The organism is Providencia sp. Je.9.19, assembly GCF_051129765.1.
In the GTDB taxonomy this organism is placed as follows: Bacteria; Pseudomonadota; Gammaproteobacteria; order Enterobacterales; family Enterobacteriaceae; genus Providencia.
The window spans coordinates 106960-133528 of the sequence record NZ_JBCPSS010000006.1 but is presented as its reverse complement, the minus strand read 5'-3'; the positions used below and the strand labels follow the sequence as shown (position 1 = coordinate 133528).

Annotated in this window: 21 protein-coding genes and 1 pseudogene; 18 read left to right on the top strand and 4 right to left on the bottom strand. The window is 35.2% G+C overall.

Annotated elements, in window-relative coordinates:
• Window positions 1-53 precede the first annotated feature (53 nt).
• From AAZR93_RS18040 to AAZR93_RS18025, 4 genes are all read right to left on the bottom strand, one after another.
• On the bottom strand, window positions 54-1025 hold the full coding sequence (locus AAZR93_RS18040; protein ID WP_294108670.1) for an ABC transporter permease: 972 nt from the start codon (window positions 1023-1025) through the stop codon (window positions 54-56).
• 10 nt (window positions 1026-1035) lie between these two features.
• Window positions 1036-2520, bottom strand: coding sequence for a sugar ABC transporter ATP-binding protein (locus AAZR93_RS18035; RefSeq protein ID WP_434720621.1), 1485 nt, complete (start codon window positions 2518-2520; stop codon window positions 1036-1038).
• 150 nt (window positions 2521-2670) lie between these two features.
• Complete coding sequence (locus AAZR93_RS18030; RefSeq protein WP_434720686.1) at window positions 2671-3531, bottom strand: ABC transporter substrate-binding protein; 861 nt, start codon at window positions 3529-3531, stop codon at window positions 2671-2673.
• Window positions 3532-3673: 142 nt separating this feature from the next.
• Window positions 3674-4747, bottom strand: a complete 1074-nt coding sequence (locus AAZR93_RS18025) for a zinc-binding dehydrogenase (RefSeq protein ID WP_294108675.1) — start codon at window positions 4745-4747, stop codon at window positions 3674-3676.
• Window positions 4748-5966: 1219 nt separating this feature from the next.
• On the opposite strand from AAZR93_RS18025, the gene dmsA reads away from it, so the two are divergent.
• From dmsA to AAZR93_RS17935, 18 genes and pseudogenes are all read left to right on the top strand, one after another.
• Window positions 5967-8402, top strand: coding sequence for a dimethylsulfoxide reductase subunit A (gene dmsA / locus AAZR93_RS18020; RefSeq protein WP_434720685.1), 2436 nt, complete (start codon window positions 5967-5969; stop codon window positions 8400-8402).
• Window positions 8403-8413: 11 nt separating this feature from the next.
• Window positions 8414-9031 (top strand): DMSO/selenate family reductase complex B subunit, encoded by a 618-nt coding sequence (locus tag AAZR93_RS18015; RefSeq protein WP_294108680.1) that lies wholly within the window; start codon window positions 8414-8416, stop codon window positions 9029-9031.
• A 1-nt stretch (window position 9032) separates the two neighbouring features.
• Complete coding sequence (locus tag AAZR93_RS18010; protein ID WP_434720620.1) at window positions 9033-9890, top strand: DmsC/YnfH family molybdoenzyme membrane anchor subunit; 858 nt, start codon at window positions 9033-9035, stop codon at window positions 9888-9890.
• A gap of 114 nt (window positions 9891-10004) precedes the next feature.
• Window positions 10005-10607 (top strand): Tat proofreading chaperone DmsD, encoded by a 603-nt coding sequence (gene dmsD, locus AAZR93_RS18005; RefSeq protein ID WP_434720619.1) that lies wholly within the window; start codon window positions 10005-10007, stop codon window positions 10605-10607.
• Between the two features lie 229 nt (window positions 10608-10836).
• Window positions 10837-11013 (top strand): annotated as a pseudogene (locus tag AAZR93_RS18000) (IS3 family transposase); the annotation flags it as partial.
• Window positions 11014-11884: 871 nt separating this feature from the next.
• Window positions 11885-14425, top strand: a complete 2541-nt coding sequence (locus AAZR93_RS17995; RefSeq protein WP_434720618.1) for a filamentous hemagglutinin N-terminal domain-containing protein — start codon at window positions 11885-11887, stop codon at window positions 14423-14425.
• A 78-nt stretch (window positions 14426-14503) separates the two neighbouring features.
• Entirely contained in the window at window positions 14504-14890 is a 387-nt protein-coding gene (acpS, locus tag AAZR93_RS17990) for a holo-ACP synthase (RefSeq protein ID WP_434720617.1), read from the top strand.
• Window positions 14891-14900: 10 nt separating this feature from the next.
• The gene (locus AAZR93_RS17985; protein ID WP_434720616.1) at window positions 14901-15656 is read left to right on the top strand and encodes an SDR family oxidoreductase; all 756 of its coding nucleotides are present in this window, start codon (window positions 14901-14903) and stop codon (window positions 15654-15656) included.
• 11 nt (window positions 15657-15667) lie between these two features.
• Window positions 15668-16225, top strand: coding sequence for a 3-hydroxyacyl-ACP dehydratase FabZ family protein (locus AAZR93_RS17980; RefSeq protein ID WP_294108696.1), 558 nt, complete (start codon window positions 15668-15670; stop codon window positions 16223-16225).
• Between the two features lie 19 nt (window positions 16226-16244).
• Window positions 16245-16535, top strand: a complete 291-nt coding sequence (locus AAZR93_RS17975) for an acyl carrier protein (RefSeq protein WP_434720615.1) — start codon at window positions 16245-16247, stop codon at window positions 16533-16535.
• A 30-nt stretch (window positions 16536-16565) separates the two neighbouring features.
• A complete protein-coding gene (locus tag AAZR93_RS17970) occupies window positions 16566-17732 on the top strand; it encodes an aminomethyl transferase family protein (protein WP_434720614.1) in 1167 nt (388 codons plus the stop codon).
• 73 nt (window positions 17733-17805) lie between these two features.
• Window positions 17806-20391 carry a beta-ketoacyl synthase N-terminal-like domain-containing protein gene (locus AAZR93_RS17965; RefSeq protein WP_434720613.1) on the top strand — a complete coding sequence of 862 codons (2586 nt, stop codon included), beginning with the start codon at window positions 17806-17808 and terminating at the stop codon, window positions 20389-20391.
• Complete coding sequence (locus AAZR93_RS17960; protein WP_434720612.1) at window positions 20388-21605, top strand: beta-ketoacyl synthase N-terminal-like domain-containing protein; 1218 nt, start codon at window positions 20388-20390, stop codon at window positions 21603-21605. Before AAZR93_RS17965 ends, AAZR93_RS17960 begins: the two co-directional genes overlap by 4 nt.
• The gene (locus tag AAZR93_RS17955; protein ID WP_434720611.1) at window positions 21605-22663 is read left to right on the top strand and encodes an ATP-binding protein; all 1059 of its coding nucleotides are present in this window, start codon (window positions 21605-21607) and stop codon (window positions 22661-22663) included. The genes AAZR93_RS17960 and AAZR93_RS17955 overlap by 1 nt, the downstream gene beginning before the upstream one ends.
• A 20-nt stretch (window positions 22664-22683) precedes the next feature.
• Window positions 22684-23397, top strand: coding sequence for an ATP-binding cassette domain-containing protein (locus AAZR93_RS17950; RefSeq protein WP_434720610.1), 714 nt, complete (start codon window positions 22684-22686; stop codon window positions 23395-23397).
• Window positions 23378-24052, top strand: coding sequence for a hypothetical protein (locus AAZR93_RS17945; RefSeq protein ID WP_434720609.1), 675 nt, complete (start codon window positions 23378-23380; stop codon window positions 24050-24052). The genes AAZR93_RS17950 and AAZR93_RS17945 overlap by 20 nt, the downstream gene beginning before the upstream one ends.
• 11 nt (window positions 24053-24063) lie before the next feature.
• Window positions 24064-25368 carry an ABC transporter permease gene (locus AAZR93_RS17940; RefSeq protein WP_434720608.1) on the top strand — a complete coding sequence of 435 codons (1305 nt, stop codon included), beginning with the start codon at window positions 24064-24066 and terminating at the stop codon, window positions 25366-25368.
• 102 nt (window positions 25369-25470) lie between these two features.
• Window positions 25471-26415, top strand: coding sequence for an ACP S-malonyltransferase (locus tag AAZR93_RS17935; RefSeq protein WP_434720607.1), 945 nt, complete (start codon window positions 25471-25473; stop codon window positions 26413-26415).
• Window positions 26416-26569 lie beyond the last annotated feature (154 nt).

The following is a 26569-nucleotide window of genomic DNA, read 5'->3' as shown; positions in this document are numbered from 1 at the left end:
TCTTATAAAATAAGACAATAAGAGTGAGCCTTTTTATAATAATGAGTATGAAGTTAACGTTTCATTGAGCTAATTAAAGTTGCTCCCCAAATAATAAGTCCTTTCACAATATATTGAACATATGGAGAAATACCTAATAAGTTCAAGCCATTATTTAATACACCTAAAATCATCGCCCCAATCAGCGTACCAATAATCATACCTCGGCCACCTGCGATAGAAGCTCCGCCCAAAACAACCGCAGCAATCGCATCTAATTCAAAGCCGACCCCTGCGTTTGGTTGACCACTCATCACTCGGGATGTGAAAATTAATCCAGCAAAAGCGGCGGTAAAACCACTAATCACATAGACTAGCATTTTATAGCGTTCAACGCGGATACCACTTAAGCGAGCCGCTTCTTCATTTCCACCAATCGCATAAATATAGCGACCAAATGGAATGTGATTTAAGACGACATAGAAAATAAGATAAAGGCCAAGCATTAATAAAATTGGTACTTGAATACCTAATAACTCTTCACGCCCCCAAAATGCAAACTCTTTGGGTAAACCTGAAATTGGATAACCTCCGGTATAAATTAAGGCTAAACCTTTGGCAATAATCATTGCACCGAGGGTTACAATAATAGGTGGCATTTTTCCATAGGCAGCTAAAATGCCATTAATAAAACCAAATGCAATACCCGAAAGTAACCCTAATGCAATCGCAACAGAGGGGTCCATGCCGTAATATTTCATTAAACCGGCCATTAAGGTTCCGGATAATGCCATTACTGCACCAACAGATAAGTCGATACCTCCTGTCAATATGGCAAACGTCATACCGATGGCGATAATGGCGTTAATGGAGACTTGACGCGCAATGGTTGATAAGTTACTTACGGTTAGAAAGTGTTCATTGAAAATGGACATACAAGTGAATAGCAGCACTAAGCCCACAAGAGGTAAAAAGGCAGGTATCTTTGTTAACTTGCTAAAGTTTAACTTATTTTTTGTTAGAGGAAGCGTATTTTCATTAGACATAGTCGTTATCCTATATAATATTGCCAGCCGCATGCACCATTATCTGAGTTGAGTTAATATCATCTCCACTTAACTCAGCGGCAATTTCACCATCTCGAAAAACTAAAACGCGATCACTCACACCAATGACTTCAGGTAATTCGGATGAAATCATAATAATGGAAATACCTTTTTCGGTTAATGAGCGCATCAGCTGATATATCTCTGATTTTGCACCTACATCTATTCCTCTTGTGGGTTCATCAAAAATAAGAATTTTAGCTTGTTTATTTAGCCAGCGAGCAATAACAACTTTTTGTTGATTTCCACCGCTTAATGTAGAAACCGGAGTATGAGGCTCTGGTGTTTTTACTTTTACTTGAGAAATTAAATCAATGGATAAGGCGAGTTCTTTTTTATTTTGAATTAAAAATAATTTTTGGACGTGGTTATTTAGCCAAATATTTTCTTTAACAGAAAAGGGGAGTACGAGACCTTGGGTTTTGCGGCTTTCGGGTAATAAACCAATACCCAATTGTAAGGCAGCTGCCGCTGATTTTATTTTGACTTCTTTACCTTCTAATAATACTTTTTTCTGATAACATTTATCCGCACCAATCATCGCTAAAATTGTTTCAGTTCGACCAGAACCCACTAAACCTGCAAGTCCTAATATTTCACCTTTTTTAACTTGGATTGTATTGATTGGGCTTGTCGAGAAACGTTGAATTTGTGCATCTAGAATGATTTCTTGTTCATTAAAATGGCGTTTATGTGGATAGATATTTTCAACTTCTCTACCTACCATCATTTCGATAATAACGTCTAAATCTGTATCATCTACTTTACGCGACCCAATATATTGCCCATCACGTAACACGCTGATAGTGTCACAAATTTCATAAATTTCTTCTAAGTGATGGGAAATAAAAAACATACCAACCCCTTTTGATTTTAAATCGCGCATGACATCAAAAAGGTGATTGGCTTCATTTGGGGTTAAAGTGGCGGTTGGCTCATCTAAAACGAGAATTTTAGCGTCTAATGATAATGCTTTTGCTATTTCAACAAATTGTTGTTCAGCAATACTCAAATGGCTGATAGGTTCATCGATATTAATATTAACGCCTAAATCAGCTAGGATAGATTGAGATTTTTCACGCATTAATTTTCTATCTAATAATCCCAATTTGTTTTTTAGCTCTCGATTTAAAAAAATATTTTCAAATGCATTTAAATAAGGAATAAGCGAAAATTCCTGAAAAATAATACCGATACCGGCTTTGATTGCATCTCGATAATTATGAAATACATATTCTTGGCCTTCGATAAAAATCTTCCCACTATCTGGTTTATGAATTCCACATAGCACTTTCATTAATGTTGATTTGCCGGCACCATTTTCACCTAGTAGTGCATGAACTTCTCCCTTTTCTAGGGATAGATTAATGTTGTCGAGTGCCTTAACCCCAGGGAAAGTTTTACTGACATCTTTCAATGCTAATAATTGCATCATATTGCTTCCCTATGTTTTTAAATTGCCTAAAATTGGGTAACAAAATCATTTGAAATAGTGATATTCCATATGTATTAATTATTATGAAAATGTATTGCATCGAAATAGTTAAATAACGAGTGCAATACATTTATTATGGCTAACTAAACATTACCAACGGAAATCTTTAGCATTTGTTTTATCAATTAATTTAACATCAATAGGGACTTCTTTAGGGACATTTGCACCCCAATATTTTGCTAGACCCATTGCTAAACCAATACGTACTTGGTCACGTGGGAATTGTGCTGAAGTAGCAATAAAAGGTGAATTACCTTTGGCAATTTCAGCAACCGCTTCAGGGGAACCATCAACGCTGACTAGTTTTACATCTCGGCCTGAGGATTCAATCGCCGCTAACGCACCTAAAGAACCCACATCATTGACACTGAAAATACCATTTAGTGTTGGATTCGCCTGTAACATATTTTCGGTTACGTTCATGGCTGTATCACGTTCTTGCTTACCATTAAGTTTGGTCACAATTTTAATGTTTGGATATTCTTTCATCGCGGCTTCAAATCCGCGGACACGCTCAAGGATAGGAACAACAGGGATGCCATCAAGTATCGCAACATTTCCTTTACCGCCTAAAGCTTCCCCTAGATGTTTGCCTGCCATTAAACCTGCATCATAGTTTTTAGAACCAACGAAGGAATCAATAGGGCCATTAGCTTGGGCATCAATGGCGATAACGACGACGCCGGCTTTTTTCGCTGCAAGTACGGCAGTTTCAGCACCGACGCTATCGGCTGGGTTAATTAACAGAATATCGATTTTTTTCTGTAACATATCTTCGATATCGCTGGTTTGTTTTGAGACATCATGGGCTGCGTCAGAAATATATAATTGTGCGCCAATATCACCGGTTGCACTTTCTAACGCTTCTTTCATGGTAACGAAATATTCATTATTAAGTTCTTGAAATGACATACCAACTGAAACAGGTTTTGCCGTTGCATTAAATGCCATACCTAAAGTTATTACACTTGCAGCTACAGCTAATGTTTTGAATTTACTCAACATAAGATGTTCTCCTAAAAGAGCGTTTAGTAATATGTAGGGTATTACTTATTTAGTGTTTATTTATTATTAATACAATCAGTTAATGCATTTATGGCTTAATGACGACTTTTATTGAGTCTGCTGATTTCGCCATAACAAACGCCTCTTCCCAATCATCAATTGAGTAGAAGTGGGTAACGATATCATCAGCACTGACTAAACCACGGCTAAATAGGTCAATGGCAACCTCATAGCTGTATGGACCTAGGTGCGCGCCACGGATATCTAACTCTTTACGGTCTCCAATAATTGACCAGTCAACGGTTGTTTCTTTACCAAAGACACTGAATTCAACAAAACGACCCAATTTTCGGATCATTTCTAACCCTTGGGTTACACCAATTGGTGCGCCAGTTGCTTCAATATAAACATCACAACCGTATCCTTCTGTCATGTCTTTGACTAATTTAATCGCATCTTCTTTTAGTGGATTGATAACCACATCGGCACCGAATTTTTTAGCTAATTCAAGGCGTTCATCAATTGCATCAATGACAACCAATTTTTTGGGTGTTTTGAGTTTTGCCACTTGGATCATACACAGCCCTAATGGACCTGCGCCAGCAATGACGACGACGTCATTTAAGTCAATGTCTCCTCGGCGAACGGTATGAATAGCACATGCCATCGGCTCAATTAATGCTGCATCTTTTTCTGAAAGCTCATCGGGAATTTTGTGGATAATCGCGCGTTCTGAAAAACGCATGTATTCAGCCATACCGCCATCAGCGACTTCCTTTTGGAAACCGTAAATATCATGGACTTCACACATCCAGTATTTACCTGATTTACAGAAGCGGCATTCCCAACATGGGACAATTTGTTCAGCCAAAATACGGTCACCTACCTTCAATTTGTATTTTTCTGCTGATCCATCACCTAATTCTGCAACTCGACCATAAAATTCATGTCCCGGTACAACAGGCGCTTTTATCCATGGGTTATCTCCCCAGAACATTTGTGCACCATCATTGGCCTTACAGTCTCCAGCACAGATCCCACATCCATCGACTTTGATGACAACTTCTCTAAACCCTGGTGTTGGTTTTTTGATTGTTTCAAAGCGGTAATCATGGGGGCCATGACAGACAACTGCTTTCATTTTTTCAGGTAGGTTACTCATGTTCTTAAACCTCACTCTTGATTTTAACCCTAATGTTGACGTCAACATTAAGCGTTTATTTAGTATGAAAAACATTCTGTTCTTAACGCTTAATCATCAATAACGATACTTATGTAATAAAAATGAATCTCTAATGTTATAAATAAAATAATTTATTTTTAATATGACGACGTCGTCATTTTTGATATTGAAGTGATAAAAAAGTAATAAATGTGACTTATATCTTAATTTATGTGTTTTAATTTTCTACTTTTCACTAAAAAGTGAGAATAAATGCAAAGTATTTTAGGTAATCGAAGGATCTAAATTATTTTGAAAAATGGTTAGTTTTGTTAAATAAATAGATTGCCTATTTAAGCTAGAAGTATAGTTATTTTGTTTTTTTTCAAAAGGAGATAATTTATGCAGAAACATTTCAGCTCAATTTTTTAATTGTAATTGAATGAAATTTTTATTGGGTTAAGTGATGAGGATCTCGTGTTTTTTGATAATGAGAATTATTATTTATTAGTGTAAGTTAATTTGATGCTTTTATACGTAAATTTAGTTTGTCGTAAATTTTATTTTTGGTTTTATATAATTAGTTAAATCTTGCTGTGTAAGATTAATTAATGTTTGTTCTTAATTTTTAATTATATAGGTTAGTCGTTATTTTATGTAGTACATAGTTTGTTTTTATCATTATAAATTTGAGGAAATAAAATCAATAACGATTTGCTTATCTTTGTTGCGTTGTAATTAATTGAAAAATAATGTTTTTTATATTTCAAATGGATTATTTAATTAAATAATCCATGGGTGTTAAAATAACTAAGTATGGATAGGAATATTAAATTAATTATTAATTACTTTAACTTAATTCAGTGTGTAACAGCCAAGTATTGCGATGCTGCATTTCTTTTTTTGTCCTAAGATATATATCAATCAAATATAAAATTTACGTTAGGGTGTTGTTTTAATATTATAAATTAGGAAACAAATAATGTGAGTATGTTCATATAAATACAATAGTTTTTAGACTTTATTGATGTAAAACAATCTCTCAATTTCATAGCTTGATAAGATTAGCTAAATCAAAAATCCAATAATATCCAATTTTGTTTTTAACAAATTTCATGACCTGATGACTGATAGCTGAAATGTGTTTTATACAATTTTGATAAAAAAGTCATTTCTACCATTTAAGTAAATTTAATCAAGTGAGCAATGTATGGCAAATATGAAAGAGAAAGCATTAGATTTTGCTCCTCTTACCCGTCGTGGATTTGTTAAAGCAGGAACTATCACGGGTTTGGCTGCGGCGGCTGGTGGGTTTTCTCTCCCATTCAGTGCCTCAGCAGTTGAAGAGCAAAAAATAGCCAGCCCTACTGGGGATGAAAAAGTTGTTTGGAGTGCATGTACCGTTAACTGCGGAAGCCGTTGCCCATTACGGATGCATGTTGTTGATGGTGAAATTAAATACGTTGAAACTGATAACACAGGTGATGACGTTTACGAAGAATTTCATCAAGTTCGCGCTTGTTTGCGTGGACGCTCTATGCGCCGCCGAGTGTATAACCCTGACCGCCTGCGTTACCCCATGATGCGAGTGGGTAAACGTGGTGAAGGTAAATTTAAACGAATTAGTTGGGACGAAGCGTTTGATGCTATTGCCGATAATATGAAGCGCTTAATTAGCGATTATGGCAATGAATCTATCTATCTGAATTACGGCACCGGAACTTTGGGCGGCACTATGACAAAATCATGGCCGCCGGGTGCAACATTGATTGCACGTCTAATGAACTGTTGCGGTGGTTATTTAAATCATTACGGTGATTATAGTACTGCGCAAATTGCTGCCGGACTCAATTATACTTATGGTGGTTGGGCTGATGGTAATAGTCCTTCTGATATCGAAAATACAAAATTAGTGGTGATGTTTGGCAATAACCCTGGTGAAACACGTATGAGTGGCGGCGGGGTGACTTATTTTGTTGAGCAAGCGCGTGAAAAATCAAACGCTAAAATGATTATCATTGACCCACGCTATACCGATACTGGCGCGGGTCGTGAAGATGAATGGATTCCAATTCGTCCAGGTACGGATGCTGCATTAGTTAATGCATTGGCCTATGTGATGATCAAAGAGGATATGGTCGATAAACCTTTCCTTGATAAATATTGCGTGGGCTATGATGAAGTCACCATGCCTGCTGGTACACCTAAAAATGCACATTATAAAGCCTATATTTTAGGGGAAGGCCCAGATGGGCAAGCTAAAACCCCTGAATGGGCAGCAAAAATTACCGGTATTCCTGCTTCACGTATTGTGAAATTAGCGCGTGAAATTGGCAGCGCTAAACCTGCTTATATTGTGCAAGGTTGGGGGCCACAACGTCGTTCTAATGGTGAATTAGCCTCGCGCGCAATTTCTATGTTGGCCATCTTGACCGGAAATATTGGTATTAATGGTGGAAATACGGGTGCCCGCGAAGGGTCCTACAGTATCCCATTTGTTCGTATGCCAACTTTCACTAACCCAGTTGAAACTAGCATTTCAATGTTTATGTGGACCGATGCAATTTTACGTGGTCCTGAAATGACAGCAACTCGTGATGGTGTACGCGGTAAAGACAAACTTGATGTACCTATCAAAATGGTGTGGAACTACGCCGGTAACTGTTTAGTGAATCAACATTCTGAAATCAATCGAACCCACGATATTTTGCAAGATGAATCTAAATGCGAAATGATTGTGGTGATTGATAATCACATGACTTCATCAGCTAAGTATGCGGATATTTTGCTACCTGATTGTACGGCATCAGAGCAGATGGATTTTTGTATGGATGCCTCTGCCGGTAATATGTCTTACGTTATTTTTGCCGATCAGGCGATTAAACCTCGTTTCGAAAGTCGTAATATCTATGAAATGATGAGCGAACTTGCCAAGCGCATGGGAGTTGGTGAAAAATTCACCGAAAACCGTACTCAAGAAGAGTGGTTACGTCATTTATATGAGCAGTCACGTGAAGCGTTGCCTGAGCTCCCAACTTTTGAAGCTTTTCGCGAGCAAGGTATTTTCAAAAAACGTGATCCAAAAGGCCATCATGTGGCTTATCAGAGCTTCCGAGAAGATCCCGTTGCTAATCCTCTCACGACACCTTCGGGCAAAATAGAAATTTATTCTTCTCAACTAGCCGAATTACAAAATTCTTGGGAATTGGATGCCGGAGATGTGATTCATCCACTGCCAATTTACTCTGCGGGTTTTGAGCAATTTGGCGATCCATTAATGGAAAAATTCCCACTACAACTGACAGGATTCCACTATAAGTCACGTACTCACTCCACTTATGGCAATGTTGATGTATTAAAAGCGGCCTGTCCTCAAGAGCTGTGGGTCAATCCACAAGATGCGGGCAAACGAGATCTTAAACATGGCGATCTTGTTCGTGTGTTTAATGATCGTGGGGAAGTACGCGTGAAGGTGAAAGTGACACCGCGTATTTTACCGGGTGTCGTAGGTTTGAGTGAAGGGGCTTGGTATGACCCAGATGGTAACCGAGTTGATCATGCGGGGAGTATTAATGTGTTAACCACGCAGCGTCCATCGCCACTGGCGAAAGGGAATCCATCGCATTCTAATCTTGTTGAAGTTGTTAAGGCTTAAGGGTGTCAGTTATGTCAACGCAATATGGTTTTTATATCGATTCAAGTCGTTGCACTGGCTGCAAAACCTGTGAGCTAGCGTGTAAAGACTTTAAAAATTTATCACCACAAGTGAATTTTCGTCGAATTTATGAGTATGCGGGAGGCGATTGGACCGAACAAGACGGTGTCTATTCACAAAATATTTTTGCCTATTATCTCTCAATATCCTGCAACCACTGTGATGATCCTGCTTGTGCCAAGGTTTGTCCGAGTGGTGCAATGCATAAACGCGAAGATGGTTTTGTGGTGGTGAATGAAGAAGTGTGCATCGGCTGCCGTTATTGCAGCATGGCTTGTCCTTACGGTGCACCGCAGTTTGATGAAGAAAAAGGTCATATGACCAAATGTGATGGTTGCTATGAGCGCGTTGCAGAAGGTAAAAAACCGATTTGTGTGGATTCTTGCCCATTGCGTGCTTTGGATATGGCTCCAATAGAAGAATTGCGTGAAAAATACGGTACCTTGGCGGAAATTGCGCCATTGCCATCTGCTGAATATACGCATCCAAACATTGTTCTAAAATTGAATGCCAATAGTCGTCCTGTCGGTGATACCACCGGGCATCTGGCTAACCCGGAGGAGGTATAATATGGGATCGGGAATTCATGAATGGCCACTAATGTTTTTTACGGTGATAGGCCAAAGTGTTGCAGGGGCTTTTATCATGATGGCAGCGGTGCTGCTAAGTGGAAAGCTCTCTACTGATTTGGCACGTCAAATAAAACTCAGCATGTTTGGGCTATGGTTGTTGATGGGTATTGGTTTTCTTTTATCAAGTATGCATATGGGAACCCCAATGCGTGCCTTCAATGCTTTCAATCGCTTAGGTAGTTCTTCATTAAGTAATGAAATTGCTAGTGGTGCTTTATTCTTTGCCTTTGGTGGTTTGTATTGGCTGTTGGCGGTACTGAATAAAATGCCTGCGGCACTCGGTAAGCTGTGGTTGATTGTCGTGATGGTTTTGGCTGCGGTGTTTATCATCTCAATTTCACGTGTTTATTTAATCGAGACGGTACCAACGTGGGATAATGGCTATACGATAGTGAATTTTATCCTGACCGCATTCCTTGGTGGTCCGATATTAGCAGCATTATTGCTGCGTATTGCGGGATTTGATTTAAAGTGTATACGCAGAGTTCCTGCGGTGAGTATTATTGCTCTGTTAGTCGGTATTTATGCCGCTATTTCACAAGGCTTTGAGTTGGGAAGTATCCAAACCTCAGTACAAAAAGCGGTAGATTTAGTGCCTGATTATGGGATGTTGATGGGTATTAAAGTGATTGCTGTTGCATTGGGGCTAGGTTGTTGGATTATGCCATTAGTGGCGAAACGTAATCCATCCGTTGCTATTATGGCGATTGGCTTCTTATTCGTCTTTGTCGGTGAACTCGTCGGTCGAGGCGTTTTCTATGGCTTGCATATGACTGTAGGCATGGCAGTTAACTAGATAGTTAACTATGTTATTGACTAAAGCGTGATATTTTAGGCTTAGTAATGAATGCTCCGTTTGTTGCTAAGCCTTTTATATTAGATACATCACAATAAGCGAAATTACATCATTATGAATGAACAATTATTAAATAACATTTCCTTGACCGCTAGAGTTCTCGGCGCTGCATTTTATTATTCTCCATCTGCAATCCAAGATATTACAACTTTATTATCGTCAAAGGCGTGGACTGAAAGCTGGCCCTATGAATCAACCGAGTTAAAGCAATCTATTGCACAGCAGCTTGCTGTTACGAAAACAGCGAATGAGAATCTGGATGAAGCTTATCAGCGATTATTTATTGGCCCCTATGCATTACCTTCACCGCCTTGGGGCTCAGTGTGGTTAGATAACGAAAAGGTATTATTTGGTGATTCAACATTACAGCTTCGAGAGTGGATGCAGAAAAATAAAATTGATATTCATTTAGCGCAAAATGAACCGGAAGATCATATTGGATTACTTTTTATGATGGTGGCTTGGGTTGCTGAAAATTGTTCGTCAAAGTTACCAGAATTACTGACTGACCACATTTTACCTTGGAGTTTCCTGTATTTGGATAAATTGCAACAAAATGCCGATTTTCCTTTCTATACTGGGCTTGCAAGATTAGCTAATCATAGCTTGATAAGCTGGCAGCGAGATCTCAATATGCACGAGTCTACAGTGGTGTGATTTAATTAATCTAGTCTGAATATTGAATTATGTGAAATTAAATTAACGTCAAATAGCCATAGCCTGGGAGTCTATTATTAGTAAGGTGTGTATTTGACATTAATAATGTTACCAAATTAGCACTTATAAAATATCGAATGCCATGAAATTAAATCAATGAGTGGCAATTAGACTCACGAAAAAGCACGACAATCCTTCATCGGGTAACAAATATCGATATGCTCCTAATATTAATCATCAATCTGCCGTCTATGAAATTGAAAATTACATTCAGTTTTACAATTATTCTCGACGCCATTCGATGATTGGTTATTTAACGCCACATCAAAAATATCATGAACTAAAAATGCAGCTTAGATCTTCTTCAGTCTTTATTGACCATTACAAGTATACATATATTAAATAATCAATAAAATGTGATCGCGATTTTAGGTTTTTTTTAATCATTAATTATCCTCTATTGAGGATGATAAACAGTAGCATTGAACTAAAATTTGGCAAGTACCTGTTAAGTTAGTGATTTTTTAAGTTTTAAATATGGAATGCAATTACCATGTAATTAATAGGTCGTTATAATCAGATTAGCTGATTATAACTATAATCATTATGCAAATAATAAAAAGTATCGGCGATTAATAATTTATTGGCTATCGTATAAATATTGAGGGGTATAGTCTCAAGTTTTAAGGAAAAAGGTTGCTAAGATAGGTATGAACCACTTAATAAAATCACGAATTTAGAGTTGATTAACTCGTTATAATTTAAAGGGAATTTTTCAGAGTGGCTGTATTTACAACTAGAGGAAATGGCTTTTGTATGGGGGTAATATTTTGCCATTATGCACTGTGATTTATCATTAATTTTTAAAGAATATAAGTTTTAGAATCGTGAAAAAAGAATAATAAATTTAATTTTTAGTCTATTTATAGTTTTATTTTATATTGTTATATATTGAAGTTATTTAAATTTAATTCGGTTTTTTTGGGGTTTTAATTTTATATCCCATGATATTAGATTGTGAATATTAAGCGATAAAGACCATAAAAAGAGTTGATAAATAAAACGGCTTGTATATATTTATGCTCAATAAGTAACTTCAATCATTATAATTTATATTTGGGATGTAAAATATTTTTTTATTTTAAAATTCTATTCGTATCATATTTTGATAGGGTTGCTTTATTTTTATAATTAACCAATAAGTTGTTTTTTATATATTCTATCTTATCGCTACTCGTCATGTGCTAATTATTTCAATGTTAAACTAAGGATTTACAATGAAAGAAAGTAAACATGTTTTTTTTAATAAAGAGGGTAAAAATTTAACTAAGCTAAAACCTATCGCACTTTCAATTTTTATGACGATAGGTATGGTATCTATTGTGAACGCTAATACAATTTCAACAGAAGCGTTAATTGAAGCGGTTAAAAAAGAGAATGCTAAAGTTTTAAATATTGCCACGGTAAGTCATGGTAACTCATATAATACCTATGAAAATTTCGATATTTCCGAAGCCGGGTTGGTTATCAATAATAGTTCTACAGATTCAGACACTCAACTGGCTGGTAAAGTACCTGGAAACAGTAACTTGGCGGATGGAGAAGCCGATATAGTACTTATAGATGTAAAATCAACTAAAGCAACGACACTAAATGGCATTATTGAAGTGACAGGAAAAAGTGCCAGAGTGATAGTTTCCAACCCATCAGGTATTAATTGCAGTAGTTGTACCTTCCTTAGTGCTAACCGCGCCGTTTTAACGACAGGCTCATTGGTACTTAAGGACAATGCATTAAGTTCATATAAAGTAGTAAAAGGCACTATTTCTATTAGTGGAAATGTTGCATTTGATGATTCGCCTAGCAATATTGATTTAATTTCTCGCGATGTAGTCGTCACGGGTATTGTACATGCAGAGGAAACTGATTTACGGGTAACGACTGGCGCAAATGAAGTTAATGCAGAAAATGACAAAGTTACTGAAATCAAAGGAACAGGAACAGCACCTAAAACAAGCCTGAAAGTTGAAAAAGATGCAGAGATAAAAGCAAAAAAAATCACATTGGTGAGTACGGATGCTAAAGCTGCTTTTTCTAATCAAGGACAAGTAAGAGGTGGGGCTGATGGATTTATTATCGATAATAAAGGGGAGCTACTGAATAGTGCAGGTAAAATTGTTGCAAAAGGAACTGTAAATATCAATGTTGCGAGTGATATTAAAAATACGACGGGTAAAATCCAAAGCTTAAGTGCAATTAATATTAATACCCAAGGCTCAAAATTAGTAAACTCTTCGAAAGGTAATATTTCATCGAAAGGTTCGGTGTCGATCAATAGCGGTGAATTAAAGAATGATGCGTCCTACATTGCAAGTGAAAGTAATATAATTATCAATACTAATGGTAAAAGTATTATTAATGACACGACATTAGGAACCAAGGTTGGCTTTGCTGCAATAGGCAGTATTAAAATAGAGAGTGGTATATTCACGAATAATAATGGCCAAATTAAGGCGGAAGGTGATATAGATATAGATACAAATATTAAAGCATTCAATAATAAAAATAGCACTATAGATACAGATGGCAATATTAATATTAAAAGCGGAAAGTTAGATAATAATACAGCACGTATCCGCTCAGCTAATAAACTCACTATTAATACTAATGGAAATAAATTATCGAATAATGGGCTGACAGCAGATACAGCAAGTCATGATACACGAGGTATTTTAAGTGGTAAGGGTGGTATGTCTATTAATATTGCTGGTTTGAGCAATGATAAAGGTATTTTGGCCAGTGAAGGCGACTTCGAGTTTACAAATACAGGCACGATATCTAACCAATGGGGGCAAATAAAAACTGATGGGAAACTGCTATTTAAAAGTGATAATGTAGATAATATGTATGGCGGTATTGCATCTAAAAATGGAGGCGATATCGTTATTACTAAAAAACTCGATAATCATTTTGGTGTTTTATTCTTCGAGGGTGAGGAAGCATTAATTAAGTCACCCACTATCGGGAACAGTAAAGGTATCATTAAAGGTGATAATATCAAGGTAGAAACAGATACTCTAGATAATGACTCTGGCTTTATTGTTTCTGAAGTGAGTCTTGATGTTGCGGCCAATAATTTAAAAAATAGTCGTAGTTCTGGCTACAAAACTGAAATGGGGTTCTATCTAGGCCAGCCGGATCAAGTTGGTGGTATTGTTAGTAAAAAATCAATGACATTGAAAGGTAAAAAACTATCCTCGAACTCAGGCCGAATTATTACTGAAAAAGGTAACATGGTTCTTGATTTCAACCAATTGGAAAACGCTAGCAGTATGATTGCTTCTGAGCAGGAAATAATTATTAAGGCTGATTCCTTAAATAATACCCATGGTACCGTCTATGCAAAAGAGAAGTTAGAATTGAGTACTGCAGAACTGAAGAATGTAAGTTCGGGTTCATTGGAAGCCAACACACTAACGGGGGTTATTGCGTCTGAAGGTATTACTGATATTTATATTACTAAAGATTTTAATAATTCCGGAGTTATTTCTGGCATTAAAGGTTTGAATATAAATGTTGGCGGTAAATTTGATAATAGTATTAAAAGTACACTATCAGGCAAAGAGTCATTTACGTTGACCGTAAAAAAAGACATTGTTAATAAAGGAACTTTAAATTCAGATCTAAACAGTACGATCTCGGGCGTGAATATCACAAATGAAAAATCAGGATCGTTAATTGGCAGGGAAGGCGTGAAAATTAATGCTTCTGGACAGTTTGTCAACAAAGGCCGCTTAGTTGGGCCAATTATTGAATAAATAAACTTGTTATAACAGAGGTGGCAAATAATTAGTTACCTCTATATTTTAACTATTATTTATTTTCGGAATAGTATTATGATAAGTATAGGCACGGATATTATTGAAATTAATAGGGTTATTGTTGCGATAGAAAGGAGTAAGGATAGCTTAATTAAACGTTTATTCCGAGATTATGAAATTAGCTATATTGAAGATGCATATGAAAATCCTCAACGAGTTGCTGGTTTATGGGCTGCAAAAGAAGCCGCAGTGAAAGCAGTCGGTATAGGGTTTAGGCTGGGGATTACATTTCATGATATTGAAATACGCCATGATGAGTATGGTTGTCCTTACTATAAGTTTAATGGAGTGATGCTTGAGATAATGAATAAAAAAAATATTCAAACATCATCTCTAAGTATTTCACATTGCCGTTCTTATGCCGTGGCAACAGCACTATTAGGTGGGGCATCATTATTATAGAGAGTATTATATGTTCATTTATTCTGATCTAAATAAAAAAAATGTAGTGGTAACAGGGGCAAATGGCGATATGGGGCTGGCAATCTGTGCTAAATATTTAGAACAGGGATGCAATGTTTATGCAATATATCATCGTTTTCGAGATTCTTTAGATGAATTGCAATTAAAAAATAAAAATAGTCATTGTTTATATATAAAACAATGCAATATCAAAGATGACAATTCAATAAATGAATTAATGAACTTTTTAACCAAGGAAGTCGGATATATTAATGTATTAGTGAATAATGCGGGCATTGTTAAAGATAATTTGTTTGCAACAATGGATGCTAACGATTTTTCAGAGATTATTAGCACTAATTTAATTGGCATGTTTAACATTACTAATAAAATGTTAACTTTATTACGAAGTGCAGAGAAATCAACAATTATTAATGTTTCATCGATTGCCGGTATTATACCAAGTGTAGGACAAATTAATTACAGTTCTTCTAAAGCGGGAATTATTGGGTTTACTCGTACCTTGGCTGCTGAGTTGGCAAGTAAAGGAGTACGAGTAAACGCGGTAGCGCCCGGGATGATTGAATCAGCGATGGTGAAGAAAGTTTCCAGACAGGTTGTCCGTCAAGTTATCTCGACTATCCCATTGCAACGCTTAGGGTTAGCTAGCGAAGTCGCGGACGTAATCGTTTTTCTAAGTTCAGCTGCATCCAGCTATATGGTTGGTCAAACTCTGGTCGTTGATGGTGGCATGGTAATGCGTTAAGAGATCAGCACATGGTTAATTATAATAATTCACTTGTTTCACCTGAGCTTTTTTTGAAACTAGGTGGTTGGAGACAACCAATCATAATGGTAGATAGGATCGTAGATTTTATACCAGGAAATAAAGCCTCAATAACGGTTATAAAACATATTACTTTTAATGATAATTATATTATAGGACATTACCCAGGTTCCCCGGTTATGCCTGGTGTAATGATTGCAGAGATATTTGGTCAGGCCAGTGAATATTTATCATTTATTAATGATTTTTGTAACAAACATAAAGATAGAACCGGTATTGAATTACATGGGTTCAACGAAATATCACGCGAAATAAATAGGCCAGAATCAGAAATAATGTTAATAGAGCATAGGAAAAAAGTTAATGGTGTACTAGCCTCTCAAAATTTAAAGTTCACAAATGCAGTATACCCGGGGGATACAATCGAAGTGAAGAGTTCAGTCTCTTTTTCTGACGCCAATAAATTTAAACATTATGCCGTTGAGGCAAGGGTTGGGAGGCATATAGTTTGTCAAGGAACTATTGTCAATTATAGAGAGAGTTATTAGCAAAGGTTTATATATTACTATGAATGAAAATTCAGTATTAGAAAAAATAGAACAACGAAAATTAATTTTGAATAAAGTAAAGTGTGGTTTAATTGAACGTTTAAATTTAAATAGGGAGCCTAACCAGATAGATGATGACACTCCATTATTTAGCACTGGCCTAAGACTAGACTCAGTAGATGCAACGGAAATTCTAGTTTTCATCAACGATGTGTTTGATATACAAGTTAGTGAAGGTGATGATCCTAGTTATATGCGTAATATAAATAATATGGTTTCTTTTATTCTAATGAAGACGAGTTTTAAATAAAGTTAAATATTCTAAAATATAGGAATAAATATGGGGTCTATAGTTTCTGGAACAGAAATAAATGGTTCACTTTTGGATGGAAATAATCAGATGAATTTGATGGCTAATCAGTCTTGTATTAAAGATGAATACTATGCTGTGCGTAATAATGTATTATTGGTTGATTATTCTCATTATGGTATTGCAAGAGTGATTGGTGAGGACGCATGGTTATTATTGAATTATATGATTTCAGCTGATCTTTCTTCTATTCGTGATGAACAACTATTATATGGATTATTTCTGGATGATTTAGGTAAGATCATTAGTGACCTTTATGTCGCTTGTGATGATGAAAGCTATTTATTGGTTTCTGAATGGTTAACAGGTGATGCGTTATCTAAAATGGTGAATGATGTTATAGAAAAAAAAAGGCACGAAGGTGAACATTATAAAATTGAAACTGTAAAATCACTTAATTCTGAATGGGGCATGCTTTGTGTTGAAGGGCCATATTCATGGGAATTGTTATCAGAAATATTCGGCTTGGATATTATAGGATTACCGTTTCATGAACATATGCATATTAATACAGAGCTTATTCTGATGCGTGCTGGCAAGCATGGTGAATTTTGTTATCACTTACTGGGTGAAAAAGTTGAGTTAGATGATGCATGGGGCCAAATACTCAAATTAACGGATAAATATGATTTAAAAACTAGCAGTTTGAGTTATTTACAGGATGTAAGGTTAGAGAATCCATGTTGGGATCCTGATATTCTTAACATGTACACACGATGCCCTATTGAATTACAAATGCAATGGGTGGTTAGCTATGATAAAGAAGAATTTATTGGACTAGAAGCAATTAAAGAAAAATTAAAATCAGGAGCAACAAAGCGAGTAATCGGCGCGAAGATTATTAGTGATAATGGGGATAAATTATTTACTGGAAATAAAGTTTTATTCCATGAAAAAGAAATCGGCATCGTTATTAATATTGGTTTCTCTAGGGCATTAGGCCAGTATATCGCACGATTATTAATAGAAGATAAATATGCTTATGCCGATATAGATAGTTATATTATTAAATCAGATGACGTTACCGTTGAAATTGTCACTTCAAGTATTCCATTTATTTATAATTTAAGCCTGATGATTAGCCCTATTGAGCATAGTTATGTAGATAGAACGCGAGCGTTGAGTTTTATCGAATAAGAATAATTTTAAATTATAAGAGCTCTACATATTAGTGTGAGCACCAAAAGATAGAATTTGGAAGGGATCTTGCATGAAAATAAAACGTCGTCGTGTCGTCATAACGGGTATGGGCATCCTTTCCGCACATGCAGAAAATATACCTGAATTTAAAAATGTATTACTGTCAATGGATTGTAGTATTAAGGCAAGTAAACGATATTCAAAATGGTTCGTCAATGCGAATGCCTCAGAGATAGAACAAGATATTGATTATTCGGATATTCGAAAAGATATAGTTGGATTTTTGGATAACGCAGCTTTGTGGGCATACAAAGTTACCAAAGAGGCATTACAACAAGCTAATTTAAAAGATAATAAAGCAATATTAGATAATACAGCAATGATTGTTGGGGTATCTTCTGCGGGTACAGAAGCTTTTTTACCTCTATTTGAACAGCATGTAGAGGATTTTTCTATTAAGAAAGCGATTCTTTCCGGCGGCTTTTCATCTTGCAGCTCAAGTGTATCCAATTTGCTTGGATTACGTGGTGGAGTTGAGTTAGTTGCTACAGCTTGTACAGCGAGCACTAATGCAATAGGTATAGGATATGATTATATTCAAAATGGTAAACATCCTGTTGTATTAGCGGTAGGGACTGAGCCAATTTATTTACCCACTTTTGCTGGTTTTTATGCTCTTAACGTCATGAAGAACACACCGACTTCACCTTTTTCAGGCGAGCCGGGTATGTCTATTGGGGAAGGTGCCGGGGCGTTAGTATTGGAGGACTACGAACATGCGCAGGCTCGTGGGGCAACGATTTATGGTGAAATAGCTTCATATGCGACTTCATGCGACGCTTATCATGAAACTGGACCTGACCCTCGTGGAAGTGGAGCAGTTCAGGTGATGTTAAAGGCGATGCAAAACGCCGATATTACTGCTGATGACATTGATTATATTAATGCTCATGGAACGGGAACGGAGGCTAATGATCGCATTGAAACCATGTCAATGAAAAAAGTTTTTCCTAATATAGACAATATACCGCTTAGCTCTACTAAATCTTATGTCGGTCATAATATTGGTGCTGCGGGTATAGTTGAAATAATTGCTTGTTTAATTACTACAGTTGATAACAAAGTTTTGCCAACATTGAATTTTACAAAGCCAAGACTAAATTGCGATCTCAACTATGTTCCAAACCAATTCCAAGATAAAAAAATTGGTTTATTTATGAGTAATAATTACGCCTTCGGTGGGAATAATTGCTCAATTGTCGCTAGCCCACATTTATTAACAGGTGAAATATCAGAATATACCCCTAGGCGAGTTGTTATTACGGGGATGGGAGCGGTGACATCAGCTGGGAATAATATTAAAGAATTAATGCTTGCTGTACAAAATATGGCGGGGCCAAGTGAATTAGAGCAAATCGTATTTGGTCATGATGTTCGTAGTGATATAAATAAATTAATGACAGCGATTAAACATGATCATGAATTCGAAAAAACATTAGGACATCCATTTTATAATCAAGAAATTGAAGAAAAAATAAATCACAAATCAGGTCAGCACAGGGTTAAAAATATTAATCCTAAAAAATTACTACGCTGTTACGATCCGCGCAAAGCGATTCCTAGCGGAACATATGCTTTGATTGCGTTAACGGAGGCACTAGAGAATGCAGGCCGAAAAATAAAACGGGATGGTGAGAATATTGGTTTAATTATGGGAATGTCAAAGGGGCCTCAGAGCACCGTGAATCGCTATTTACAAAGTCTGATCCCAGATCCCAACAAAGTAAGGACATCTGAGTTTGCTGGAACTTTGATGAATGCGGTACCGACATTTTGCTCAATTTCTGCGGGTATAAAGGGTTATACAACCACATTAGCAACGGGAGTTAATGCGGGTTTAGGTGCTTTAACTTATGGTTATGAAATTATTCGGCAAGATTTACAGCCTCAAGTTATTGTAGGTGGAGCAGATGAAAACTTTGGTTCAATTTCTATCTACATGCAATCGATGAATAAAAAGGTGAATTTAACTTTAAACGCAGAAGATTTTCAGATTTATAGCAAAGACGCCAAAGGGTATATTCCAGGAGAAGGCGCGAGTATGCTGCTGTTAGAAGACATGCAACATGCGAAAGGAAGAAATGCAAAGATATATGCTGAAATAGTCGGTTACGGAAAAGCAAATGACAATTCATTTTTTAATGAAGAGTATACTAAAGTTAGTGAAAGTATCGATATTAGTGATCGTTCCAATGCCTTGGTTAGTGCAATTGAGCGGGCATTAAAAGAAGCAAAAATAGGGCCAAAAGATATTGACTTGGTTTGTGGTTCCAGTGATGGAAATAAATGGAACGATGCAACAGAAATTACAGCCATCCGTAATGTTTTTCAAGCATCTTTAGCGGAGACTCCAGTCGTTAATTACAATGCAATACATGGTTTCGTCGAGTCATCAGCCGGTTTGCTAAATATATCTATTATTGTGAATATCATGTGCACCGGTGTAATACCACCAATTCCATATACCAGTGATTTTATTGCAGATGATGTTAATTTTATTACCATCCCAACGAAGAAAAATATTAATTATGCACTGATAACAGGATCATCGGAAGGGGGAAACCACTATGCAATAATTGTCAGGAGGATGCCTTGACTGATAAAACTATATTAAGTGGATGGGAAATAAATTTACCAACAATAAATGACTTTAATGAATTAATAAATAAATTGACAGCAAATGAATGTGTACCGAAAAATAAATGGTTTAATGACGAAGACTTAGTGACCGAGCTTGAGTTATATGGAAATCCATCCGTGGTGACTTATCATAATAAACCGCACGCGTTAGATTTTTTTTTAAAGGAACTAATCGATAAATCATTAAAAAAGGCAAAGCTAGATAAAACGAAGTTACAAGGAAGAAGAGTCAGGTTTTATCTCGCTGGACACGGAATGAGAACTGATTTAAATAATTACCAGGGGTTTTATAATAAAAATGATGTTGAGGATATCAACTATTCTCCTAGTATAAAAAAATTACATGCTAAGTATTATGCACAAGATCATCTCGCTAATGAATTATTACGATACTATGGGTTAACATGGCCTCCGATAAGTATATATGGCACCAGTAATTCTGCATTAATGGCCACGCATATAGGGAATAAAGCAATTAATAATGGGGAGCTTGATGTTGTTGTTGTAATTTCCTGGCTAGATATTTATTTACAAGATATTTTATTTATAGATGGCCAAGATATGTTGGTACAAGAGTATGCACAGCCTTTTAGTTTGGCTAGTGATGGCGCTATACTTTCGGAAGGTTATGCAGTATTAATTTTAGAAAGTGAATCTCATCTTAATAAGAGACAATTTCATCCTAGAGTCTATCTCAATTATTCTGGCTGCATGCAAAGCCATGGCGAGCGTAATAGTAATGTTTCCTTTTATACAATATCTAAAGTCATTGAAAATACGATGGAAACGCTAAATTTGAATGAATCAGAGCTTGGTGCAGTATTTGCTCATGGCAATGGGTCCATAATCAGCGATAAAGCAGAAGCTATGGCAATTGAAAATTTATTAAAAAATAATTTAGATATTCCAGTTTTGAGCTATAAAGGGCAAATTGGTTATATTTCAAATTGTTCAGGCATTATTGATTTAATGATTATGACTGAAGCAATTATAAATAAGAGAATACTCCCATCGGTTAGTCATTATCCAATAATAAGTAATTTGAAATTTAATTTTTTTTCGGATACTGAACCATTGCCATATCTTAAAAAATGTATGCTGAAGTTAGGGCTAGGAATGGATGGTTCAATTATTACTATGGTGCTTTCATCATATCAGGAATTAAATTAATGAAAACTGATAATAAGAATAATATCCCCCCAAAGGCAATGAGCATCGCTGCATTTTCAATGTGTGAACCTGAGGAACCTATAATGCCATTTGTTCCATCATGGTATAATGTATGGGAGTCACATATGCTAAATTTAGCCAATAAAAGAACAGGAAGTTGCCATTGGGCATTTAGGCGGTATGGGGTTAATCATAAAATTTATCCTAATGAAGGTATAAGAAATGCAAGTTATCGGCCTTATCTCCATTCTATGGAGCGATCTTGTGACTATGCAGTTTCAAAATTAAATATTAGAAATAAACTCTCATTGAGAAAAGGAAATAATGGTTTCATATATGTTGAATCTTGGGGAGAGATTAGTACATTTGAAGATATTTCAAGTTGGCGAGATTCTTTTAATATAAATATAGTTCCTAAAAGTATATTGAAAAAATATGGAATAAGAGGTTTTTCTTGCAAAGTAAGAGGTGAACGCAATGGACTTATGTCAGCGCTACTATTAGCTCAAGATTTATTAAGTTGTAATGAGTTTGATAATATATTTATTTGCGGAGCATTTAGAGCAATTCCTGTATTGGTTTTTAGTGAAATTGAAAATCAGCCTAAAAATTTGCTTAAAAGGTTAAATGACACCAATAATCAAATAAGTGTTGAGCGCACAGGTTGCCTTATCTTAAATAAAGAAAAAAACAATCATATGCAAATTTGTGTGAGGGATTATTTTATTTTACCGAAGGGAAATCGTAAAGCATCAGATTATCTGTCAGATATATGGAAGCAATGCTTAAACTCAGGTGCGAAGTCATTATTTACTACAGCATTGCCGACAGTAGAATTTAGAAAAATTCAAAGATTTGCATTTAAAAAATTGGGAAAACGAATCGAATTTCATCAATTAAATGATATTTACGGTGATAGTGGTTGTATGATGCCAGCATTAATGTGGGAGTATTTAAGTCATGTTCAGCCAACCAACTCTTATCATGCTATGACAGTCATTGATGGCGATAGAGGGGGCTGGCTCCTTGAGTTATGGGAAGCCAATTCGCAAAAATAAAATATCAATGAGGTGATTTTATGACTCAAAATCAACGTGTGAATAAAATACCAATTATTTCTTTATGTAATATTATTAAATATTTTGGAGATGGTTTTTATGAAAATATAAGCTTTGATGAAATAAGCTTAGAAATATATTCAAATGAATTTATTGTTATTACGGGTTCCAGCGAACATGAAAGAGTTAAGTTGCTTAATATTATTTCAGGCATTGATAATAACTATATAGGGCATGCTTATTTAATGGGGGATTATTTGTCTTCTCTTAATAGATTAAAATGTTCAATATTACGTAATAAATTCATTGGCTTAATTTATAAGTATCCTTGTTTATTATCGACGTTAACAATTTATGAGAATGTTTCTTATCCGCTATTATTAAATGGAATGAAAAAGCGTAATGCTAGGAATCATATACTAAAAATAATGGAGTATATTGGTATCAATCAATTTGCTGATAAACTACCAAAAGAATTACCTCCCTTATTGTTGTACAAAGCCGCTATCGCTAGAGCACTGATAACGAATCCTAAACTGATTATCGCCTATGAGCCTATCGTATATTTTGATGCAAATCATAGTGAACAATTGATTGAACTATTAATTAATATCCAACAAGAGTTAGGGATCACGGTCATTATTTCCACTCATAATGATGCGATAACATCAAAAGCGAATAGAGTTTTGGCGCTTGAAAATGGAAAGTTAAAAAATGTTAAATTTACTAATTAAAAAAAATGAATTTATTTCATACATAGTGTTTTTTGGGATTATATTATTGGTGCCTTCTGTTCTTTATGGAAATAATTTCAAAGATAAACTTTATGGTAATAATTTGGAAATGTTATTATCAATTAATCAATACATGAATTTTGAATCGTTAATTTCAATGACTAATGAGCTAGATAAAAATATTAAATTGAAGAATAATAGTATTGAAAAGATTTTCTATGGTTATGGGATGCTATTTATTTCTGATATATATGTTAAAAATAATAAACCAGCTAATGCGGCCGAATCAGTTAAGAAGGCATTTTACTCTATCGATGAGGCGGTAGAATCAAATAATAATCAATGGCAGCTGAAGTATTTACGGCTACGTATGGATGCTTTTGTTCCTCAAGCGTTAGGCCGTTGTGTGGTTGCAATTGCGGATAGTCGTACGTTAATGAGAAATACTAATGTCGTTCAAGAATTTTTACCTATGCTTGAATATATGCAAGCTAGGGCATTAATGAGTTGTAATCGAAAAGATGAATCTAAAATGCTGATGAGAAAACTATTTTTACAAAATGATACGGGAAAAATACTTTCACAATATGGCTATACTGGTGTGCCTCCTTGGTCAGTATCAGAAATTGAGTCTATATTCCCTCCATTATTATAAGAGGGTGGTTAATGGGTATTTTATTAAATGTGATTATTCTTAGCCTTGCACTCATCGTTGTTCTATATACATTTTTAGTTAAATATACTGATACTAAATATTTATTTTTGATTTTCAAAAATAACTTTAGGATTAATGTATTTGTATTAATAATTATCATTTTTTTCTATGTTTTTTCATTTTTATGCGGTGGTTTTTTAAATCATTTGATTATTCAGTTAGAGGAGCATACAGCTAGAACAAACATTGGTCATATCCAAATATACCAAAAAGGATATCTCGATAGTTCCCGGAATGAAAGTATGAAGTATCTTATAGAAAAGCCATTAGAAATAATAACGCTATTAAATGAAAACGATGATTTGAATGGCTTAATATCAAATATTGCGGAGCAGCTAGTATTTTCTGGGTCTATACACAATGAAGAAAAAAATACTTCAACTTATTTTAGAGCTATTGCTATAGAGCCGTTTGAGTCTATAAAGTTTGGGGCTTATGACCTTACTATCTCTGGTAGTGATTTATCGAAAGTTAATCACCAAGAGATAACATTAGATTCAAAATTAGCGAGTTCAGTGGGTTTAAGCTATAGTTCTAAGGCCGAATTACGCATTATTGATAGTTTAGGACGGGAAACTAAAACCAATACCCGAGTCAGGGGGATTTTTCAAGCCGGTGCCAAAAGTTCAGATTTTGGAATATTGAAAATCCCTATAGAAACTGCACGTAAAATTTTAAAGACCAGTTCAGCAAGCACGGTGAGTCTATTTCTTAACGATGCAAAAAAAACAGAACAGACGTTAGCTATTATTAATAGTCTAATAGAACAACATCATTTTGAATTAGAAGTATTGCCTTGGTATGAATTATCAGACCATGTGAGTGAAACAATTAAATTTTTTTCAGTGATATTTTTATTTATAAAGGTATTAACATTAATAATTTCATTTTCTCTGATCGGCCTTATTCTGATGATCAATACCGAATCGCGTCATAATGATATTAATGTATTGGCAAGCATAGGTGCGAATCAGTTCTACCTCGCTCGTATGGTTATTTTTGAAGGTATTTTCTTGGCTTTAATTATTTCTTTTTTAAGCTTTATTATAAATTATTCCATTTATTATTTAATAAATATAAATGGTTTAAGTATTCCATCGGAAAAAACGGGGGGGAATAGTTATCAAGCATATATTGTATGGGATAAATGGTCTGATCTTGTTTTAATTTTAGTTATATTTCCTATTATTTCAACGATTGCGGCATTAATTTATCCAGTATATAAAATGTTATGCGTTAGAGTTAATTTTAGATAAGGGTGAAAGTATGGGAGGACATAAAATAGCATTCAAATAGAAAGTCGGCACGGATTATACAATTACCAATAAAATTTAAGTGATAAATAAGAGGGGCATTAATTGTTAAATTTAAAAGAGGATATTTTTCGGAGTATAACGGATGGATGGGTTTTACTATTTTCCGGGCAAGGATCTCCAAGTTTGGGAATGGGGACTACCGTTTGTGATGTTTCAATAGATACATCGCATGTTTGGGACTGTGCTAGTGATATCTCTGGTATCGATATAAGAAAACTTTGTATTAAAGGCCCTATGAGCAAGCTTATTCAAACACGTTATCAACAACTCGCAGTTACAACAATTAATGTCGCAACACTCACTTTATTAAGAGAGAAATTTTCAATTGAGGAGCGAGGGTATTCAGGACATAGTGCAGGTGAATATTCAGCCTTATATGCTGCTGGGGTAATGGATATGGAAACATTATTTAAAGCAATAGATAAACGCTCTATTATCATGCAATCACTCGCAAAGGAGAAAAAAGGAGTGATGTATGTTGTTAAGAAATATAGCCATAATAAACTTTGGAGACTCATCGAGTATTTAGGGTTAAACCCATTTGTTAATATATGTTGTGATAATAGTAACAATCAACAAGTTATTGGCGGTAGGTTTGAAGAAGTTAAAATACTCGTCAATTATTTGCTCTTAAATCATGTTGAAGTTATTAAATTATCAGTGAATGGTGCGTGGCATTCAGCGTTAATGCGCGATGGAAAGGGACCATTAAGAGAATACTTAGCGAAACTCGATTTCGCTCAGCCGAAAAAGCCTATTATAATGAATGTATCTGCCCTAAATATTTCTAACGGAATGGATATTAAAAATCAATTAGTTAATCAGTTAACTAATACAGTCAAATGGCAAGATATAATAAAAGAATGGGCGAAAATTGGACATGAAAACTTCCTAGAGATTGGTAGTAAAAAAACACTACTACCTTTAATTGATGATATTTTTCCTAAAAATAGTTTTAATAAAAGACATGCCAGCGAATTTATTTAATAGATTATAATAATAGTGTTCTTAGGGAGTCAATATGTTACCAACCTGCAATTATTATATAAAAAATCACCATTTCACCATTCTTAAACCAATCATAATAACCTCATTAATATTAGTGCTATGTTTTATTAATAATATTCAGAATTTATCTTTT

Coding starts and splice junctions, on each gene's coding strand:
- AAZR93_RS18040 (WP_294108670.1), bottom strand. CDS start 1,025: ATGTCTAATGAAAATACGCTTCCTCTAACAAAAAATAAGTTAAACTTT.
- AAZR93_RS18035 (WP_434720621.1), bottom strand. CDS start 2,520: ATGATGCAATTATTAGCATTGAAAGATGTCAGTAAAACTTTCCCTGGG.
- AAZR93_RS18030 (WP_434720686.1), bottom strand. CDS start 3,531: ATGGCATTTAATGCAACGGCAAAACCTGTTTCAGTTGGTATGTCATTT.
- AAZR93_RS18025 (WP_294108675.1), bottom strand. CDS start 4,747: ATGAGTAACCTACCTGAAAAAATGAAAGCAGTTGTCTGTCATGGCCCC.
- dmsA (WP_434720685.1), top strand. CDS start 5,967: ATGAAAGAGAAAGCATTAGATTTTGCTCCTCTTACCCGTCGTGGATTT.
- AAZR93_RS18015 (WP_294108680.1), top strand. CDS start 8,414: ATGTCAACGCAATATGGTTTTTATATCGATTCAAGTCGTTGCACTGGC.
- AAZR93_RS18010 (WP_434720620.1), top strand. CDS start 9,033: ATGGGATCGGGAATTCATGAATGGCCACTAATGTTTTTTACGGTGATA.
- dmsD (WP_434720619.1), top strand. CDS start 10,005: ATGAATGAACAATTATTAAATAACATTTCCTTGACCGCTAGAGTTCTC.
- AAZR93_RS17995 (WP_434720618.1), top strand. CDS start 11,885: ATGAAAGAAAGTAAACATGTTTTTTTTAATAAAGAGGGTAAAAATTTA.
- acpS (WP_434720617.1), top strand. CDS start 14,504: ATGATAAGTATAGGCACGGATATTATTGAAATTAATAGGGTTATTGTT.
- AAZR93_RS17985 (WP_434720616.1), top strand. CDS start 14,901: ATGTTCATTTATTCTGATCTAAATAAAAAAAATGTAGTGGTAACAGGG.
- AAZR93_RS17980 (WP_294108696.1), top strand. CDS start 15,668: ATGGTTAATTATAATAATTCACTTGTTTCACCTGAGCTTTTTTTGAAA.
- AAZR93_RS17975 (WP_434720615.1), top strand. CDS start 16,245: ATGAATGAAAATTCAGTATTAGAAAAAATAGAACAACGAAAATTAATT.
- AAZR93_RS17970 (WP_434720614.1), top strand. CDS start 16,566: ATGGGGTCTATAGTTTCTGGAACAGAAATAAATGGTTCACTTTTGGAT.
- AAZR93_RS17965 (WP_434720613.1), top strand. CDS start 17,806: ATGAAAATAAAACGTCGTCGTGTCGTCATAACGGGTATGGGCATCCTT.
- AAZR93_RS17955 (WP_434720611.1), top strand. CDS start 21,605: ATGAAAACTGATAATAAGAATAATATCCCCCCAAAGGCAATGAGCATC.
- AAZR93_RS17950 (WP_434720610.1), top strand. CDS start 22,684: ATGACTCAAAATCAACGTGTGAATAAAATACCAATTATTTCTTTATGT.
- AAZR93_RS17945 (WP_434720609.1), top strand. CDS start 23,378: ATGTTAAATTTACTAATTAAAAAAAATGAATTTATTTCATACATAGTG.
- AAZR93_RS17940 (WP_434720608.1), top strand. CDS start 24,064: ATGGGTATTTTATTAAATGTGATTATTCTTAGCCTTGCACTCATCGTT.